The organism is Jannaschia marina (assembly GCF_013404595.1).
Classification (GTDB): Bacteria; Pseudomonadota; Alphaproteobacteria; order Rhodobacterales; family Rhodobacteraceae; genus Jannaschia; species Jannaschia marina.
Genome location: NZ_JABVAX010000003.1, coordinates 86,131 through 102,194, shown reverse-complemented (window position 1 = coordinate 102,194; position 16,064 = coordinate 86,131). Strand labels below are relative to the sequence as shown.

Annotated in this window: 18 protein-coding genes; 7 read left to right on the top strand and 11 right to left on the bottom strand. The window is 67.9% G+C overall.

Features of this window, described 5'->3' with window-relative positions:
• Positions 1-100 precede the first annotated feature (100 nt).
• From HSX43_RS06865 to HSX43_RS06845, 5 genes are all read left to right on the top strand, one after another.
• Positions 101-1,183 (top strand): ABC transporter ATP-binding protein, encoded by a 1,083-nt coding sequence (locus HSX43_RS06865; protein ID WP_179379378.1) that lies wholly within the window; start codon positions 101-103, stop codon positions 1,181-1,183.
• Positions 1,184-1,217: 34 nt separating this feature from the next.
• Positions 1,218-2,552: an extracellular solute-binding protein gene (locus HSX43_RS06860; protein WP_179379377.1), complete on the top strand. Its 1,335-nt coding sequence runs from the start codon at positions 1,218-1,220 to the stop codon at positions 2,550-2,552.
• A gap of 137 nt (positions 2,553-2,689) precedes the next feature.
• Positions 2,690-3,604 carry a carbohydrate ABC transporter permease gene (locus HSX43_RS06855; protein WP_179379376.1) on the top strand — a complete coding sequence of 305 codons (915 nt, stop codon included), beginning with the start codon at positions 2,690-2,692 and terminating at the stop codon, positions 3,602-3,604.
• On the top strand, positions 3,604-4,476 hold the full coding sequence (locus tag HSX43_RS06850) for a carbohydrate ABC transporter permease (protein WP_179379375.1): 873 nt from the start codon (positions 3,604-3,606) through the stop codon (positions 4,474-4,476). Before HSX43_RS06855 ends, HSX43_RS06850 begins: the two co-directional genes overlap by 1 nt.
• 6 nt (positions 4,477-4,482) lie before the next feature.
• Complete coding sequence (locus tag HSX43_RS06845) at positions 4,483-5,172, top strand: cytochrome b561 domain-containing protein (RefSeq protein ID WP_179379374.1); 690 nt, start codon at positions 4,483-4,485, stop codon at positions 5,170-5,172.
• Positions 5,173-5,183: 11 nt separating this feature from the next.
• Here the strand turns inward: HSX43_RS06845 and HSX43_RS06840 are convergent, their stop codons facing one another.
• Genes HSX43_RS06840 through HSX43_RS06825 form a run of 4 tightly spaced genes read right to left on the bottom strand, consistent with a single transcriptional unit; the run spans position 5,184 to position 7,661 of the window.
• On the bottom strand, positions 5,184-5,516 hold the full coding sequence (locus HSX43_RS06840) for a hypothetical protein (protein ID WP_179379373.1): 333 nt from the start codon (positions 5,514-5,516) through the stop codon (positions 5,184-5,186).
• Positions 5,513-6,397 (bottom strand): NAD(P)-dependent oxidoreductase, encoded by an 885-nt coding sequence (locus HSX43_RS06835; protein WP_179379372.1) that lies wholly within the window; start codon positions 6,395-6,397, stop codon positions 5,513-5,515. Before HSX43_RS06835 ends, HSX43_RS06840 begins: the two co-directional genes overlap by 4 nt.
• Positions 6,394-6,897: a gluconokinase gene (locus HSX43_RS06830; RefSeq protein WP_328795143.1), complete on the bottom strand. Its 504-nt coding sequence runs from the start codon at positions 6,895-6,897 to the stop codon at positions 6,394-6,396. The genes HSX43_RS06835 and HSX43_RS06830 overlap by 4 nt, the downstream gene beginning before the upstream one ends.
• A complete protein-coding gene (locus HSX43_RS06825) occupies positions 6,894-7,661 on the bottom strand; it encodes an SDR family oxidoreductase (RefSeq protein WP_179379371.1) in 768 nt (255 codons plus the stop codon). Before HSX43_RS06825 ends, HSX43_RS06830 begins: the two co-directional genes overlap by 4 nt.
• 98 nt (positions 7,662-7,759) lie before the next feature.
• On the opposite strand from HSX43_RS06825, the gene HSX43_RS06820 reads away from it, so the two are divergent.
• Positions 7,760-8,797: an L-idonate 5-dehydrogenase gene (locus HSX43_RS06820; RefSeq protein ID WP_179379370.1), complete on the top strand. Its 1,038-nt coding sequence runs from the start codon at positions 7,760-7,762 to the stop codon at positions 8,795-8,797.
• Here HSX43_RS06820 and HSX43_RS06815 read toward each other — a convergent pair.
• Positions 8,794-9,210 (bottom strand): GlcG/HbpS family heme-binding protein, encoded by a 417-nt coding sequence (locus tag HSX43_RS06815; protein WP_179379369.1) that lies wholly within the window; start codon positions 9,208-9,210, stop codon positions 8,794-8,796. The genes HSX43_RS06820 and HSX43_RS06815 overlap by 4 nt on opposite strands.
• Positions 9,211-9,286: 76 nt before the next feature.
• Between HSX43_RS06815 and HSX43_RS06810 the strand changes: the two genes are divergently transcribed.
• Positions 9,287-10,183, top strand: a complete 897-nt coding sequence (locus HSX43_RS06810) for an SMP-30/gluconolactonase/LRE family protein (RefSeq protein WP_179379368.1) — start codon at positions 9,287-9,289, stop codon at positions 10,181-10,183.
• Here HSX43_RS06810 and HSX43_RS06805 read toward each other — a convergent pair.
• From HSX43_RS06805 to HSX43_RS06780, 6 genes are read right to left on the bottom strand one after another with little or no spacing between them, the layout of a single operon-like run.
• Complete coding sequence (locus tag HSX43_RS06805) at positions 10,180-10,836, bottom strand: aspartate/glutamate racemase family protein (protein ID WP_179379367.1); 657 nt, start codon at positions 10,834-10,836, stop codon at positions 10,180-10,182. The genes HSX43_RS06810 and HSX43_RS06805 overlap by 4 nt on opposite strands.
• Entirely contained in the window at positions 10,833-12,131 is a 1,299-nt protein-coding gene (locus HSX43_RS06800) for a TRAP transporter large permease (RefSeq protein ID WP_179379366.1), read from the bottom strand. The genes HSX43_RS06805 and HSX43_RS06800 overlap by 4 nt, the downstream gene beginning before the upstream one ends.
• Complete coding sequence (locus HSX43_RS06795; RefSeq protein WP_179379365.1) at positions 12,128-12,841, bottom strand: TRAP transporter small permease; 714 nt, start codon at positions 12,839-12,841, stop codon at positions 12,128-12,130. Before HSX43_RS06795 ends, HSX43_RS06800 begins: the two co-directional genes overlap by 4 nt.
• A 55-nt stretch (positions 12,842-12,896) precedes the next feature.
• The gene (locus tag HSX43_RS06790) at positions 12,897-13,883 is read right to left on the bottom strand and encodes a TRAP transporter substrate-binding protein (protein WP_179379364.1); all 987 of its coding nucleotides are present in this window, start codon (positions 13,881-13,883) and stop codon (positions 12,897-12,899) included.
• Positions 13,880-15,148 (bottom strand): NAD(P)/FAD-dependent oxidoreductase, encoded by a 1,269-nt coding sequence (locus HSX43_RS06785; RefSeq protein WP_235962546.1) that lies wholly within the window; start codon positions 15,146-15,148, stop codon positions 13,880-13,882. The genes HSX43_RS06790 and HSX43_RS06785 overlap by 4 nt, the downstream gene beginning before the upstream one ends.
• A complete protein-coding gene (locus HSX43_RS06780; protein ID WP_179379362.1) occupies positions 15,141-16,001 on the bottom strand; it encodes an MBL fold metallo-hydrolase in 861 nt (286 codons plus the stop codon). Before HSX43_RS06780 ends, HSX43_RS06785 begins: the two co-directional genes overlap by 8 nt.
• Positions 16,002-16,064 lie beyond the last annotated feature (63 nt).

Sequence of the window (16,064 nt, the reverse complement as noted above, 5' to 3'; positions counted from 1 at the left end):
CATTGGCACGTTAACGTTAACGTTGTTGCCGCACAAGCCGCCTTCCCCGATGACAGATGGGTTGTAAAGTTAACGATACCAACTGGCATGGGAGGGCCGGGTGCCTGAAATCGTCTTCGACAACGTCGAGAAATCCTTCGGTGCCGTCCGCGTGCTCGAACCGTTCAACCTGCACCTCGACGACAGCGAGTTCACCGTGCTCGTCGGCCCCTCGGGCTGCGGCAAGTCGACGACGCTGCGCATTCTGGCCGGTCTCGAAACGCTCTCGGGCGGGGAAATCACCTTCGATGGCAAGCCGATCAGCCATCTCGATCCGAAGGCCCGCGACATCGCGATGGTGTTTCAGGACTACGCGCTCTACCCGCACATGAACATCGCACGGAACATGTCCTTCGCGCTGCGCCTCGCGAAAGTCTCGAAGTCCGAGATCGACGATCGCGTGAAGCGCACGGCGGAGCTTCTCAACATCGCCCACCTCCTCGACCGCAAGCCGGCGGAGCTTTCGGGCGGACAGCGCCAGCGGGTCGCCATGGGCCGGGCGATGGTGCGCGACGCGGGCACGTTCCTCTTCGACGAGCCGCTCTCGAACCTCGATGCCAAGCTGCGCGCCAAGATGCGCACCGAACTCGCCGAGATGCGCAATACGATCGACAAGAACATGGTCTACGTCACCCACGATCAGGTCGAGGCGATGACGCTCGGCGACCGGATCGTCGTCATGGCGAACGGCCGCATCCAGCAGCAGGGCACGCCCGAGGAACTCTTCAAGTCGCCCGTCAACAGGTTCGTCGCGGGGTTCATCGGCAGCCCGACGATGAACTTTCTCGACGGCGAGTTGACGGAGGCGGACGGCGCGCTCCGCGTCCGGGGCGACGGCTTCGACCTGCCACTGCCCGAAGCCCTCGCCACGCGCGGCCGCGCGCACGCTGCCCGGACGGTCACACTGGGCCTGCGCCCGTCGTCGGTCACGCTCGACACCGTGCCCGGCGCGGAGATCGAGCTGCGCGTCGTCGTCTCGGAGTATCTCGGCGCGCAATCTGTCCTGGTGACCCGCTGCGGCGACGAAGAAGTCCTCGTGGAAGCCAACAGCGCGACGCCGATCGCGCCGGGCACGACCCGCGCCTTCGGCGTGCTCACCGATGAATTGATGATCTTCGACCGCGAAAGCGGGCTCAGGATCTGATCGATAACGACAGCATCTTCAGGGAGGAAACCAAATGCTGCATCTCAAGACCACGCTCAGCGGCGCAGCCGTCGCCGCGCTGACGGCGACGACGGCGCTCGCCAACCCCTATGCGCCCTATGAGGGAACGACCCTCGTCGTGAACTTCCCCGCGCACCCGCACTACGACGCGGCGATCAACGTCCTCGACCAGTTCACCGAGGAGACGGGCATCGAGGTCGAGGTCGACCAGCTTCAGTACCTCAAGATGCGCGAGCGTCAGACGCTCGAGCTAACAAAGGACGAGGGCGACTACGACCTCATCTCCTACGTTGTCTTCTCCAAGGCCGACTACGTTTATGCCGACCAGCTGGAGAACCTCGCCAAGTACTTCATGAACCCGGCGCTGGCCGATCCGAACTATGACCAGTCGGACCTCATCACCGGCTATGTCGAGAACATCGGCGTCGCCGGCGGGTCCAAGGGCTATCTGCCCGGCCAGCTGGGCTCCGCCTTCGGCATCCCCTTCGGTTCCGAGACCTCGGTGCTCGCCTACCGCAAGGACATCTTCGAGAAGCACGGGATCGAGGTGCCGACGAACTACGACGAACTGCTGGAAATCGCCTGCCAGATCCCCGAGCTGGAGCCCGGCATGGGCGGCATGGCCTCGCGCGCGGCTTCCGGCCACCAGGCAAGCCACGCCTTCCTGCTGCACCTTGCCCCGCTCGGCGGTCGGGTCTTCGACGACAACTGGGAGCCGATCATCAACAACGAGGCAGGCGTCGCCGCGGCCAACGCGCTCAAGACCATCGTGGATTGCGGCCCCGAGGGTGGCACGACCTTCGGCCCGGCCGAGGCCGCCGCGGCCTTCAAGCAGGGTCAGGCCGCGATGTTTATGGACAGCATCGCCTTCGCGGCGGGCTTCGAAGACCCGTCGCAGTCGACCGTCGCCGGCAACGTCGGCTATGCGATGCACCCCGAGGGCGTGCGCCGCGGCAGCCAGACCGGCGGCTTCGGTCTCGCCATCCCGTCGAATGCGCCCAACAAGGAGGCGGCCTTCCTGCTGATGCAGTGGCTCACCTCCAAGAAGGGCGACCTGGCCGTGGCGATGGAGGGCGGCAACCCGTCGCGCTTCTCGACGTACCAGAACGCGGAGCTGAACGAGAAGTATCCCTACTCGGCCACCTTCGGCGAGGCGCTAGAGTTCGCGGACCCCGACTGGCGCCCGATCATCCCGACCTGGGGCCAGATCAACGCCGACATCGGCACCACCATGAGCCAGGTGCTGACCGAAGGGCTCGACCCGCAGGAAGCCCTCGACGGCGTGGCCGAGCGGGCCCGCGCGACCATGGAGGAAGCCGGCTACTACGCCTGGCAGGACGCCGAGTGATCGCGCCCAGCTGACAGAGGGTCCGGCGCTCCGGCGCCGGTCCCCGCACCGTCATCCTCGGGCTCGACCCGAGGATCTCCCGACCAAGAGGTCCTCGGGTCGAGCCCGAGGACGACGCCACCCCGACGGGAAAGACCATGCTCGCCAACGCCAATCGCCTGACGCCCTACCTCTTCCTTGCGCCGGCTGTCGCGATCCTCGTGGTCGCCCTGCTCTATCCGGTCGGCTACATGGTCTGGGCCAGCTTCCTCGACTGGAACCCGAGCCAGCGCATCGGCGAGGCCGAGTTCGTCGGCCTGCGCAACTACGTCAATCTCCTCGGCGACGAGGCCTTCCTCGAAAGCCTCGGCGTGACACTTCGCTTCGCGGCCATCGTCGTCACCGTCGAGATGGTGCTCGGCGTGGGCCTCGCCCTTCTCCTCGACCGGCAGCTCAAGGGCATGTCGATCCTGCGGACGGTCTTCATCCTGCCGATGATGATCGCGCCGATCGTGGTCGGCCTAATGTGGCGCTACATGTACCACCCCACGGTGGGCATCCTGAACCGGACGCTGAAGTCCATGGGCCTCGACCCTGTGCCCTGGCTTTCGGACGGTGGCTGGGCCTTCACCTCGGTCGTCATCGCCGACATCTGGCAGTGGACGCCCTTCATCTTCATCCTGGCGCTCGCCGCGCTGCAGTCGTTGCCGCGTTCCGCGATGGAGGCCGCGCGCATCGACGGGGCGACCGGCTGGCAGCTCATCCTCTACATCAAGCTGCCGCTGATGCTGCCCGTCCTGATCGTGACCGCGCTCCTGCGCCTGATCGACGCCTTCAAGGTGCTGGAGGTCATCCTCGTGATGACGAACGGGGGGCCGGGCCTCTCGACCGAGATCCTGGCGCTGCGCATCTCGCGCACGGCATCCGAGTTCCGGGAGCTGGGCTATGCCGCCGCCATGTCGAACCTGCTCCTGATCCTGCTGATGGTCCTGACGCTCGCCATGTTCTTCTACGGCAAGGTCATGGACGCCCGCGCCGCCCGCATCCGCGCCGAAGCCGAGGAGGACGCCTGATGGCCGCCCGCGACACCAACGCGCCGAACCCGGCGTTCTATGCCCTCCTCGTCGCGCTCGTCGTGATGTCGGCGGGGCCGATCGTCCTGATGCTCGCGACGTCGTTCAAACTGAACGTCGACATCATGTCGAGCACTGCCGGCCTCTTCTTCATGCCGACGATCCAGAATTACGAGACCGCGCTCTGCGACATGCTCTGGTACGAGGTGGAGCACATCCGCCGCTGCGACCCGACCTTCGGGCGCGCGCTCGTCAACTCGCTCATCGTGGCCACGGTCTCCACCGCGCTGACGCTCATCATCGGCTGCATGGCCGCCTATGCGCTCGTCCGCTTCCGCTTCATGGGGCGCGATACCGTGTCGATGACGACGCTGATGATGCGGATGGTACCGCCCGCCGTCCTCCTCGTGCCGGTCTTCGGCATCTGGACGTTCCAGTACGGCATCGACGGCACACGGATGGGCCTCATCTTGATCTACACGGCAATGAACCTGCCGTTCGTCGTCTGGATCCTGCAGAGCTTCATCGTCCAGGTCCCGATCCAGCTGGAGGAGGCCGCGCGCATGGACGGGGCGAACCCGTTCCAGACGTTCTTCCTCGTGGTCCTGCCGCTCATCAAGCCGGGGCTCGCCGCCGCCGCGATCTTCACGTTCCGCGTGGCCTGGAACGAGTTCCTGCTCGGCAACGCGCTCGCCGATCGCAACAGCCGGACGGTACCCGTCACCATCGTCAACAGCCTGACGGAATACGACATCGACTGGGGGGTCATCATGGCGACGGGAATGCTCCTCGCCGTGCCGCCGATCATCTTCACCTTCGTCGCCTCCCGCCAGATCATCACCGGCATGACCGCCGGGGCGGTCAAGGGGTGAGCGCCGATGTGGGAGTGGCTCCTCCAACCCATCGATGCGGGCCGGGCCCATGACCTTGGCGCGGTGATCTCCTGGCACGGGCGGATGATGACGCTGGCCTGGGGGGTGATCGCACCGCTCGCCGTTCTGGTCGCGCGTTACATGAAGGTCATCCCGGGGCAGGATTATCCCGCCAACCTCGACAGCCAGGTCTGGTGGAACACCCACCGCATCGCGCAGGTCGTGGCCGTACTGCTGATGTTCCTCGGTGTCGCGATCATCCTGCGCTCGCCCGGCGCGACCTCGACCACGGGGACGCTCTGGCTCCATCACTGGATGGGCTGGACGATGGCGAGTTTCGGCGCACTGCAGGCCGCCTCTGGGTTCCTGCGCGGCACCAAGGGCGGGCCGACCGACCCGATGGGGATGCGCGGGGATCACTACGACATGACCGTCCGGCGCATCGTATTCGAGGTGGTCCACAAGGGCCTCGGCTACGGCGTGCTGGCCCTTGGTGCGCTGACGATCCTGACCGGCATGTGGCAGGCCAACGGGCCGGTCTGGATGTGGATCGTCATCCTCTCCTGGTGGCTGCTTCTGCTGCTCGTCGCGTGGTTCCTGCAGCGTCTGGGCCTCGCCATGGACAGCTATCGCGCGATCTGGGGACCGGAGACGCCGCAACCGCGCAACTTCGGTCGCCCCTCCCACGGAGAGTAGCGGTCGCGCCGTCAGAGCGGGAAGGCGTGCGCCGTCGTGACGTGGTGATGGATGCGCCCCTCGAAAAACCGCGGCAGCAGCGCCTCGGTCGCGGCCTTGCCTTCGGTGCGCGCGGGGCTGGCGAGCGCGGCCTCGACCGCCGCTATATCGGGATAGTCGACGGCAAGGATGAGCGGAAACTCCGGCGCGCCGGGATCGCGGGCGTCCCCGAAGGTCACGCGAACGGCCAAAGCGCCCGGAAAGGCTTTCCACTTCGGCAACAGCTCTTCAAGGACGGCCGCGCGGAAGGCGGCCTCCTGGCCTTCGGTCACGGTGCCTTCGAACAGCGCGTAGCGGGTGATCATGGCGCAAGCTCCTCGGGGCCATTGAAGAATTCCATCAGCGCCGCCTGATCCTCACCGCCAAGGCCCGCCGCCGTCATCAGGCGGTGCACCTCGGCGCACAGCGCGGTCATCGGCATGGGGGTGTGCGTGCGGCGCGCGAGATCCTGCGCGCCGTTCAGGTCCTTGACCATGTTGTCGATCCGGCCCGTCCGACGGTAGTCGCGCTCCACGTAGCGGGGCATGTATTCCTGCAGGATCGAGCTGTCGGCCCGCCCGCCCTTCAGCGCCTGCGGGATCTTCGCGGCATCGACGCCCGCGTCCTGCGCGAGCTTCGTGGCCTCGGCCACGGCCAGGAAGTTCAGCCCGCACAGCACCTGGTTGATGAGTTTCGTCGTCTGCCCCGCGCCGACCGGGCCCATGTGGGTATAGTTGGTGGCGACATGCCGCAGCACCTCATGGGCGTCCGCCACGTCCTGCGCGTCGCCCCCGGCCATGAGCGTCAACTCTCCGATGAGCGCCTTGGGCGCGCCGCCCGACAGCGGGCTGTCGACCCAGCGCAGGCCCGTCTCGCTGGCTTTCGCGGCAAGATCCTTCGTTGCGTCGGGGTCGATCGAGGACATGTCGATGACGAGCGTGCCGGGCTTCGCGCCCGCGGCCACGCCATCCGCGCCGAAGACCGCGGCCTCGACGATATGCGGGCCATTGAGCGAGGTGATGACATAGTCGACCGTCGACGCCGCATCCGCCGCCGAGGTCGCGGCCGTCGCGCCCTTGTCGACAAGCGCCTGCACGGCCTGCGCGTTCAGGTCGAAGACGGCGAGGCTCTGTCCGGTCTCCACGAGGCGCGCTCCGATGGCGCCGCCCATGGCGCCGGCCCCGATGAGGGCGATCTTGAGGGTCATGTCCGTGTCTCCTTCAGGGCGGCGACCGCCTCGGCGACGAGCGCCTCGGGGGTCTTGTCGATGTCGATCGTGACGACCGGCTCATCCGGGGCCGGCATCTCGAGCGTGGCGAGCTGACTGTCGAGCAGCTTCGTCGGCATGAAGTGCCCTTCCCGGTTCTTCATCCGCTCCGAAAGAACGGCATAGCTGCCGTGAAGATGGAGGAAGAACACGTCCGTCCCCGCCGCGGCTGCGATCCGCTCACGGTAGGCGCGCTTGAGCGCCGAGCAGGCGATGACGCGCGGCGGCACCCCCTGCCCGAGCGTCTCGCCCACCTGCTGCAGCCACGGCCAGCGATCCGCGTCGGTGAGCGGCTCGCCCCGCGACATCTTCTCGATGTTCGACTGCGGATGCAGGTCGTCGCCGTCGACGTAGGTGCCGCCCAAAGCCGCTGCCACGCCCTCGGCCACGGTGCTCTTGCCGCAGCCCGAGACCCCCATGACGACGATACGATCCCTCACAGCGATGCCGTGATCCCGCCGTCCACGAACACCGTCGTGCCGTTGACGAAACTCGACGCCTCCGACGACAGGAAGATACAGGTCCCGACCAGCTCCTCGACCTTGCCCCAGCGCCCCGCAGGCGTGCGGTTCGATAGCCATTCCGTGAACTTCGGGTCGTCGACCAGCGCCTGGTTGAGCGGCGTCTCGAAGTATCCGGGGGCGAGGCCGTTGCACTGCAATCCGTGCTTGGCCCAGTCGGTCGCCATCCCCTTGGTGAGGTTGGCGACGGCCCCCTTGGTGGCGGTGTAGGGCGCGATGCCGGGCCGCGCGAGCGCGGTCTGGACGGAACAGATGTTCACGATCTTCCCGGCCCCACGCCCGATCATGTGACGCGCGACGGCCTGTCCGACGTGGAAGACGCTGGCGATGTTGGTCTGCAGGAGACGCTCGAAGGCATCGGCCGGAAAATCCTCCAACGGCGTGCGGTGCTGCATCCCGGCGTTGTTCACGAGGATGTCGATCGCCCCGGTCCCGGCCTCGAAGCCGTCGACGGCGGCGCGGACGGCGTCGTGGTCGGTCGCGTCGAAGGCGAGCGTCTCGACCGTCGCCCCCTCGCCGCGCAGGGTGTCCGCCGCCGCCTCGAGCTTCGCCGCGTCCCGCCCGTTCAGCACGACGGAGGCCCCGGCGGCCGCCAGCCCGCGCGCCAGCGCGAACCCGATGCCCTGGGACGACCCGGTGACGAGCGCGCGTTTGCCGGTCAGATCGAAAAGAGAGAGGCTCATGGCAAAGTCCTTGGTCTCGACAGCTGTGGTTGGGCCGTTTATGTTATCGTTAACAACTCCGAGTCAACCGCTCGCCCCAACTTCGCAGGTCCGGCCCCATGCATAGCAAATCCATCGTCATCCATGCCCCGCACGACCTGCGCGTCGAGAGCGCGGAAGTCGCGCCGCCGGCGGCCGGCGAGGTGCAGATCCGGATGGCCGCGGGCGGTATCTGCGGATCGGACCTGCACTACTACCACAATGGCGGCTTCGGCACGATCAAGCTGCGCGAGCCGATGGTGCTCGGCCACGAGGTCGCCGGCCACGTCGCGGCGCTCGGCGAGGGCGTGACCGGCGTCGAGGTCGGCCAACTGGTCGCGGTCTCGCCCTCCCGGCCCTGCAACCGCTGCAAGTTCTGCCTCGAGGGCGCGCAGAACCAGTGCCTCAACATGCGCTTCTATGGATCGGCCATGCCGTTCCCGCACATCCAGGGGGCGTTTCGCGAAGTCCTGAATGTCGACCCCGCCCAATGCGCGCCAGCCACAGGTCTGACGCCGGGCGAAGCGGCGATGGCCGAGCCGCTCGCCGTTTGCCTGCATGCGACGCGGCGGGCGGGCAACCTCGTGGGCAAGTCCGTCCTGGTGACGGGGTGCGGGCCGATCGGCATCCTGTCGATCCTCTGCGCGCGGCGTGCGGGCGCGGATTTCATCGTGGCGACGGACCTCTCGGATTTTACGCTCGAAATGGCCCGGCAGGTCGGCGCGGACGTGACCATCAACATGGGAGCCGAGACCGACGGCCTCGCCCAGTTCACGCCTGACAAGGGCACCTTCGACGTGCTCTATGAATGCTCCGGCGCGGCCCCTGCCCTTGCCGCGGGCATCCACGCCATGCGCCCGGGCGGCACGATCATGCAACTCGGCCTCGGCGGCGACATGTCCCTGCCGATGCAGGCGATCACGGCGAAGGAGCTGTCGCTCAAGGGCTCCTTCCGCTTCCACGAGGAATTCCACACCGGCGTCAGCCTGATGCAGAAGGGCCTGATCGACGTGAAGCCGCTCATCACGCACACTGTCGGCATCGACGAGGCGGTGGCGGGTTTCGACCTCGCCGGTGACCGCAGCCGCGCGATGAAGGCGCAGATCAGCTTCGCCTAGACCTCGGCTCCGACGGCGCTGAGCGCGGCCTCGGCGACCGCGATGTCCTGCTCGCCCGTCCCGGAGCCGACACCGATCCCGCCCAGGAGCACTCCGTCGATGCGGATCGGCAACCCGCCCGGCAGACCCGTGACCACTCCGTCGGTCGCGGCGGCGATCGCCGGGCGCACGTCCTCGGGGATGTTCGTCGTCGCCGCCCCGATGCTCGCCGCCGTGAGGGCCTTCGCGCGGGCCGACTTGCGGCTCAGGAACTTCGCCCCGGTCATCCGAACTTCGGCCAGCAGCTCGCCGCTCGCGTCGACGATGACGATGCACTGCGGCTGGCCGATCTCCTCCGCCCGGCCGATGGCGGCGGCGAGCATCTGCATTGCGCCCGCATGGGTCAGGAGGCGGGTCTCTTGGGTCGCGGGCATGGCGGCTCCGGGGTTTGACGGCTGAATATGTTAACGATACCAATCTGGCACGGCAGCAGCACGGAGGACAACGCCCATGTCAGATTTCGAGATCGTCGATCCGGCCTTCGGAACCTATGTCCTCGGCAACGCGCCGCTCAAACAGCTCGCCACGGGCTTCGACTGGGTCGAGGGGCCGGTCTGGTTCGGCGACGCGGACTGCCTCCTGTTCTCGGACATCCCGAACAATCGCATCCTGCGCTGGACCGAGGGGACAGGCATCTCCACCTACCGCGCGCCCTCGAACTACTCCAATGGGCACACCCGCGACCTTCAGGGTCGGCTCGTCAGCTGCGAGCACGGCACCCGGCGCGTGACGCGGACGGAGCATGACGGCTCGATCACGGTCATCGCCGATGGTTTCGACGGCAAGCGGCTCAACTCTCCGAACGACGTCATCGTGAAGTCCGATGGCTCGATCTGGTTCAGCGATCCGCACTACGGGATCAAGACCGACTACGAGGGCTACAAGTCGGAACAGGAGCTGCCCTGCGTCGTCTACCGAGTCGATGCGGAGACGGGCGAGATGCGCGTGATGGTCTCTGACATGAACTGCCCCAATGGGCTCGCATTTTCCCCTGACGAGAGCCGCCTCTACGTCGCCGACACGGGACGGATGTTCTCGGACGATCCCCAGCACATCCGCGTCTACCCCGTGGAAGGCGAGGGCCTCGGCGCGGGCACGCTGTTCCACACCGTCGCGCCGGGCTGCGCCGACGGGTTCCGCTTTGACGAGTTGGGCAACCTCTGGACCTCCGCCGGCGACGGCGTGCATTGCATCGCGCCCGACGGCCGACTTCTGGGCAAGATCCGGGTGCCGGAGGTCGTCTCGAACATCTGCTTCGGCGGGCGGGCGAAGCATCAACTCTACATCACCGCCTCCACGAGCCTCTACCGCATCACGCTGACGGTCAGCGGCGTGCAGCGGCCCTAGAGAAACGCCGGGGTCACCGTCCCCGGTCGCAGACCTTCGATCAGGCTCAGGATGTCCGTGACCGGCAGATCCGTCGCCGTGCGGATTGCGGCCTTGTAGGGCGGCAGGTTCGTGCATTCGAGGAGGATGTGCCGGTGGCGCGCGGTCTGCCGGCCCCGGACGAGCGCGACGAGGTCGGCCCCCGCCCGTGCCTGATCAAGATCGGGCAGGTCGTTCGCGATGACGCGCCGAAGGTGGTCGTCGTCGGGCAAGCCGATCACGTCCACGGCCGCCCCGCCCAGATGCGCATTCGTCAGGCGCGCGGCGTCGAAGGTCACGACAAGGATTTCGCCGGCTGCGTGTCTTCGTAGCAAATCGGGCAGAGCGCATAAAGCGGAGGCCGTGAAAGGCCGGTCAGTCCGCGCGGCCAGATGCGACTGCCAAGGGGCGAGAAACCCGCAGGACGTCGCGATGACGTCGCCCTTGGCTGCGTCCATTGCACGCTCGAACGGCGCGATGTCGACCTGCTCCGGTCGATCCGTGACCACCTGCCCTACCGTCGCGCGCGGCACGCGCAGGATCTCGGGCGGCTCGACGTAGGTCTCGGCGCAGGTCACGTCCCCCGGAATGCGTGGGAACGCCGTATCCAGCTGCAGGACCGTGAGCGCCGTCACCGCAGGTTGTTCGGCAGCCAGGTCGCGAGGCCCGGAAACGCCACCAGCAGCACGATCATCAGGAGCATCAGCCCGACCATCGGCAGCGCCACCTTGGAGATGTAGCCGATCTCGTGCCGGGTCATCCCTTGCAGCACGAAGAGGTTGAAGCCGATGGGCGGCGTGACCTGCGCCATCTCGACCACGACCACGATGAAGATGCCGAACCAGATCGGGTCGATCCCCGCCTGCCGGATCATCGGCTCCACGATCGCCATGGTCAGGACGACCGAGGAGATGCCGTCGAGGAACATGCCCAGGATGATGTAGAAGACCGTGAGCGCCGCGATGAGCGCGATCGGGGACAGGCCGATGCCGTCGATCCAGGCGGCCAGCGCGCGCGGCAGTCCGGTGAACCCCATGCTGAGCGACAGGAAGGCCGCGCCCATCAGGATGAGCGCGATCATGGCCGAGGTGCGGGTCGCGCCCATGAGGCTCGCGAAGAAGGAGGCTGAGGTGAGCGAGCGCTGGAACGCGGCCAGCGTCAGCGCGCCCAGCACGCCCACCGCCGCGGCTTCGGTCGCGGTGGCCCAGCCGAAGTACATCGAGCCGATGACTGCGAAGACGAGGCAGAGGACGGGGATGAGGAACCGGCTCTCGCGCAGCATCTCGGAGAGGGACATCGGGGCTTCCCCTGCCGGGCGCTGCCCCGGCCGCAGGAGGTGCCAGCCGACGATGTAGGACATGAAGAGCCCGGCCAGCACGAGGCCCGGCACGATGCCCGCCATGAAGAGCTTGATGATGCTCTCGTTGATCGAGACACCATAGACGATCAGCGTGAGCGACGGCGGGATCATCAGGCCGAGCGTCGCCGCGCCCGCAAGCGTGCCCACGATCATGTATTCGGGATACCCGCGCTTGCGCAGCTCCGGGATCGACATCTTCCCCACGGTCGTCAACGTCGCCGCCGAGGAGCCGGAGACGGCCGCGAAGATCGTGCAGCCCGCTATGTTGGTGTGCAGCAGGCCACCGGGCAGGAAGCGCATCCACGGGGCGAGGCCGCGGAACATGTCTTCGCTCAGGCGCGTGCGATAGAGGATCTCGCCCATCCAGATGAAGAGCGGCAGCGCCGTGAGCGTCCAGCTGCTCGACGAGGCCCAGATGACTGTGATCATCGCGTCACCCGCGGGTCGCGTCGTAAAGAGCTCCATGCCGACGAAGGCCACGCCCATGAGCGCCAGTCCGATCCAGACCGAGGAGCCGAGGAGGGCGAAGAGCACGAAGAGAAAGACGATCGTGGCGTAGGCTTCGGTCATTCCACCGCCTCCGTCACGATGGGGTTCGCGCCCGTCACCGCCAGACGTGTCAGCGTGTCCCAGAGCGCGATCGCGAGAAGGACCGACCCGATCGACATGGCGAGTTGGGGCACCCAGAGCGGCGTGTAGGTCAGGCCATCGCCCGCCGCGGCCATCGTCTCGCCCCAGGTCCTCGGTGCCTTCGACGGCAGCGACAGGAGCGAGACCAGCCACTCGGGGATCCGGTCCTGGCCCTGCGTGCGGTCGTTGAGGAGGGCAGAGAAGCCGTTGGCCTTGATCGCGTAGCGCGCGAAGTAGGTGGCGATGACCGCCGCGCCGAAGACGGCGAGCGGATCGAGCCAGCGCCGAAGCCGGTCGTTCGCGTTCAGGACGATCGACACGCGGATATGCGCCCCCCGCATCAGCGCATGGGCCAGCGCGAAGAAGGATGTGGCCGCCATGGCGTAGCCCGCGAACTCGGTCGTCCCCGGAAGGGAGGTGCCCGTCCAGCGCGCGAGCATCTGCGTGACGATCAGGCCAAGGATCGTGACCATGAAGAGCGCCGCCACGCAGCCCGCGGCGAAGTAGACGCCGTCGAGCACCCGCCAGACCGGGGCGAGGACCCGCGCCGCACGGGCGCGGGCGGCGAAGCAGGCCAGCGCGATCAGGCTCGGCAGCCCGAAGAGCCAGGCCCAGAGCGGCAGGCCCAGGAAGGGTGCCCAGTCGGTCATTCGGATGTCCCCGATGGAAGACGGGTCGGCCCGCGCGGGACCGGCCCGTCGCGCCTCACTCGGCGGCGTAGGCGTCGAGGATGGCCTGCCCGGCCTCCCCGGTATCGGCGAGCCAGGCTTCGGTCATCGTGGCCCCGATCGCTTCCAGTTCCGCCAGGAACTCCGGCCCCGCGTCGGTCACCTCCATCCCGTTCTCCGCGAGGCCGTCGAAATAGAAGTTGGTCAACTCCTCGGACTTGGCGAGGCAGCTCGCCCCGGTCTCGTCGGCGGCGCGCTGGATGGCGGCCTGCGTGTCGGCATCAAGCCCGTCCCAGACGGTCTTGTTGACCATGACGTAGTTGCGCGGCAGCCAGGCGTTGACCTTGTAATAGTGGCTCAGATGCTCCCACACCTTGCGGTCGTAGCCGGTCGAACCGGAGGAGATGAACGCCTCCGCCACCCCCGTCGCGAGCGCCTGGCTCAGCTCCGCCGCTTCGATCTGCACGGGCACCATCCCGAGCTCTTCGGCGAAGGTGGCCGTCGCCGTGTTGTAGGAGCGGAACTTGAGGCCCTGCGTGTCGGCCGATGAGGTCACTTCCTTGTTGAAGTAGAACCCCTGCCCCGGCCACGGGCAGGTGTAGAGCGTCACCAGCTGCTGTGCAGCCAGTTCCTCGTTCACGACGTCCTTCGCGGCCTGCCATAGCTTCTCGTTCGCCTCGTAGCTCGTCGCCACGAAGGGCAGGTTGTCCCACCCAAGAAGCGGCGTCTCGTTCGCGTGACCCGACATCAGGCGCTCGCCGATCGGCACCTGCCCGGTCTGGATCGCGCGCTTGATGTCGCCGCCGCCGAAGAGCGAGCCGCCGGGATGCACGGTGATGTCGATCGCGCCATCGGTGTACTCGCGCACCTTGTCGGCGAAGATCACGCCCTGTTCGGAGTGGAAGTTCGAGGCCGCATAGGCCATCGGCATGTCCCAGGTCTGGGCGTGTCCGTCGGCCAGCGCGGGACCCGCGGCAAGGGCGGCCAGCGCGGTGGCCGTGGCGAAGGTCTTCGTCGGTGTCATCTGTCTCTCCCAGTCGTCGTGCCGTCTCTCGCGGCGTATTTGCGGAGGTCGAAAGGACCGAGGTCGATGTTCGGGGCCTCTCCTCCGATCAGTCCCGCGATGATGCGACCCGTTTTGGGGCCACCTGTCAAGCCGACGTGCTGATGCCCGAAGGCCGCGAAACTGCGCCCTTTGCCCCCCATCGGCCCGATCAGGGGCAGGCTGTCGGCGGTGGCCGGACGGTGGCCCATCCACTCGGTCGTGTCGGACCAGGTGAGGCCGGGCAGCAACGCCGCCACCTGCCGACGCAGGAAGTCGAGCGGCGCATGGCGCGGCCCGGCGTCGAGACCGCCGAACTCGATCACTCCGGCGGCGCGCAATCGCCCCTCCATGGGTGTCAGGACGAACTTGCCCGCGGCGACCATCATCGGATCGCGCGGCATCACCGAGGGGTCGTGAAACTCGATATGGTAGCCCCGCTCGCTCTCGAACGGCAGGCGAAGGCCCAACTTTTGCGCAATCGGTTTCGACCAGGGCCCGAGGGCGAAGACGATGCGGTCGGCCCGCAGCGGACCCTCGGGCGTGTGCAGCGCCGTCACCTCGCCGCCGGCGACGTCGATGTCGGTGATCTCGGTCAGGGCCAGATGCCCGCCCTCGGCAACGAAATGGTCCGCCAGCGCCGCGACATAGGCCCCGGGGTCGCTGATCCGCCCGTGATCGCGGCAGCGCACGACGGTCCCGAAGGCGCCGGCAAAGGCGGGATCGGCCGTCCCCTCCTCCACCTCGAAGCGGACGCCCGCGGCGCGGCGTACCGACCAGGCGTAGCCATCGGCCTCGAAGGCAGCACAGTCGGCGTAGCCGAAGCAATAATCGTCACGGCTCAGGTAGCGCTCGGCCGGCGTGCCGTTTGCCAGCGCCGCGTGCTGATCGGCACTGTCGAGGAGGAGCGCGCCCATGGCCGCGGCGTAGCGCCGGACGTGGGCGTCGGTCGCGTGCGACAGGTAGCGCGCGAGGAACGGCACGAGCCGCGGCAGGTAAGTCCAGCGGAGGAAAAGCGGCTGATCGGGCGACAACAGCATCCCCGGCGCGCGGCGCATGAGCCCCGGCGTCGTCACCGGCACCACGCCCCCGGCGGCCAGCACGCCGCCGTTGCCGTGGCTCGTGCCCCGCCCCGGCCCCGCGCGGTCGAGGAGCGTCACGCGATGCCCGGCCCGCTGCAGCCAGATCGCCGTCGAGACACCAACGATCCCCGCGCCGGCGACGATGACGTCGAGCGGCTCAGCCAAGGGGCAACCGCAGGCCGTCGCGCCCGATGTGCAGCGGCCCGTCCCAGTGTTGCCGGACGGCGGCGACCCAGTCATCCTCGGTGATCCCCGGCAGGCCGTCGGGCACGAAGTGGTTGAGCGCAAGCGCCTTCACCCCGGTACGCGCCGCGAGCGCCCCAACCTCCTCGGCCGGCGTATGGGCGCGCAGGATGTGCGCCTTCAGCCGCGGGTCGGGATGCGCAAGACCCGCGATCACCGCATCGACGCCCCGCGTCAGCATCGCCTCGTGGACGAGGAGGTCTGCCCCGGCGACGAAGGCATCCCACCCCGCGAAGGGTGCGGTGTCGCCCGAGAGGACGACCCGGCGCGCGCCGTCCCAGAGCCGCAGCGCGTAGCTTTCCTCGATCGGGGGATGCGCGTTCAGGATCGCCTCGATCCGAAGGGGGCCGTCGCGCCACACCTCGCCCTCCGCCATCTCGCGCAGGTCAGCCACGGGCGCGAGCGGCACGCGGCCTTCGTCGGCAATCCTGAGGTCGATGTCGAAGGCCATCGCATCGAGAAACCGCTCCCAATACTGCCGCAGCCCCGGCGGCCCGAGGATGGGTACGGGCCGCGTCAGACCGGCCGTCCAGGCGGTGTGCAGAAGCGGCCCGAGTTCGAGGTAGTGGTCGGAATGGAGATGCGTCACGAGGATCAGGTCGATCCCGGTCAGGGCCACGCCCTGGTCGCAGACCGCCCGCGTCACCCCGAGCCCCGCATCCACGAGGATCGTCCGCCCCCCGAGGCGCAGCAGGATCGACGTCGGCATGTTCGAGCCCGGCCGGATCGCCGGTCCGCCCTTGACGCCCAAAAGCGCGATACACGGCTCGTCCATGCGGTCCCTCCCCGTCCTCGGGTCCAGAATGACGGCACGGGCGGGCGACGCAAGGGCCTGCGA

Bases quoted from the DNA above. Each gene is read 5' to 3' on its own strand.
- HSX43_RS06860 (WP_179379377.1), top strand. From the start codon at position 1,218: ATGCTGCATCTCAAGACCACGCTCAGCGGCGCAGCCGTCGCCGCGCTG.
- HSX43_RS06855 (WP_179379376.1), top strand. From the start codon at position 2,690: ATGCTCGCCAACGCCAATCGCCTGACGCCCTACCTCTTCCTTGCGCCG.
- HSX43_RS06850 (WP_179379375.1), top strand. From the start codon at position 3,604: ATGGCCGCCCGCGACACCAACGCGCCGAACCCGGCGTTCTATGCCCTC.
- HSX43_RS06845 (WP_179379374.1), top strand. From the start codon at position 4,483: ATGTGGGAGTGGCTCCTCCAACCCATCGATGCGGGCCGGGCCCATGAC.
- HSX43_RS06840 (WP_179379373.1), bottom strand. From the start codon at position 5,516: ATGATCACCCGCTACGCGCTGTTCGAAGGCACCGTGACCGAAGGCCAG.
- HSX43_RS06835 (WP_179379372.1), bottom strand. From the start codon at position 6,397: ATGACCCTCAAGATCGCCCTCATCGGGGCCGGCGCCATGGGCGGCGCC.
- HSX43_RS06825 (WP_179379371.1), bottom strand. From the start codon at position 7,661: ATGAGCCTCTCTCTTTTCGATCTGACCGGCAAACGCGCGCTCGTCACC.
- HSX43_RS06820 (WP_179379370.1), top strand. From the start codon at position 7,760: ATGCATAGCAAATCCATCGTCATCCATGCCCCGCACGACCTGCGCGTC.
- HSX43_RS06815 (WP_179379369.1), bottom strand. From the start codon at position 9,210: ATGCCCGCGACCCAAGAGACCCGCCTCCTGACCCATGCGGGCGCAATG.
- HSX43_RS06810 (WP_179379368.1), top strand. From the start codon at position 9,287: ATGTCAGATTTCGAGATCGTCGATCCGGCCTTCGGAACCTATGTCCTC.
- HSX43_RS06800 (WP_179379366.1), bottom strand. From the start codon at position 12,131: ATGACCGAAGCCTACGCCACGATCGTCTTTCTCTTCGTGCTCTTCGCC.
- HSX43_RS06795 (WP_179379365.1), bottom strand. From the start codon at position 12,841: ATGACCGACTGGGCACCCTTCCTGGGCCTGCCGCTCTGGGCCTGGCTC.
- HSX43_RS06790 (WP_179379364.1), bottom strand. From the start codon at position 13,883: ATGACACCGACGAAGACCTTCGCCACGGCCACCGCGCTGGCCGCCCTT.
- HSX43_RS06780 (WP_179379362.1), bottom strand. From the start codon at position 16,001: ATGGACGAGCCGTGTATCGCGCTTTTGGGCGTCAAGGGCGGACCGGCG.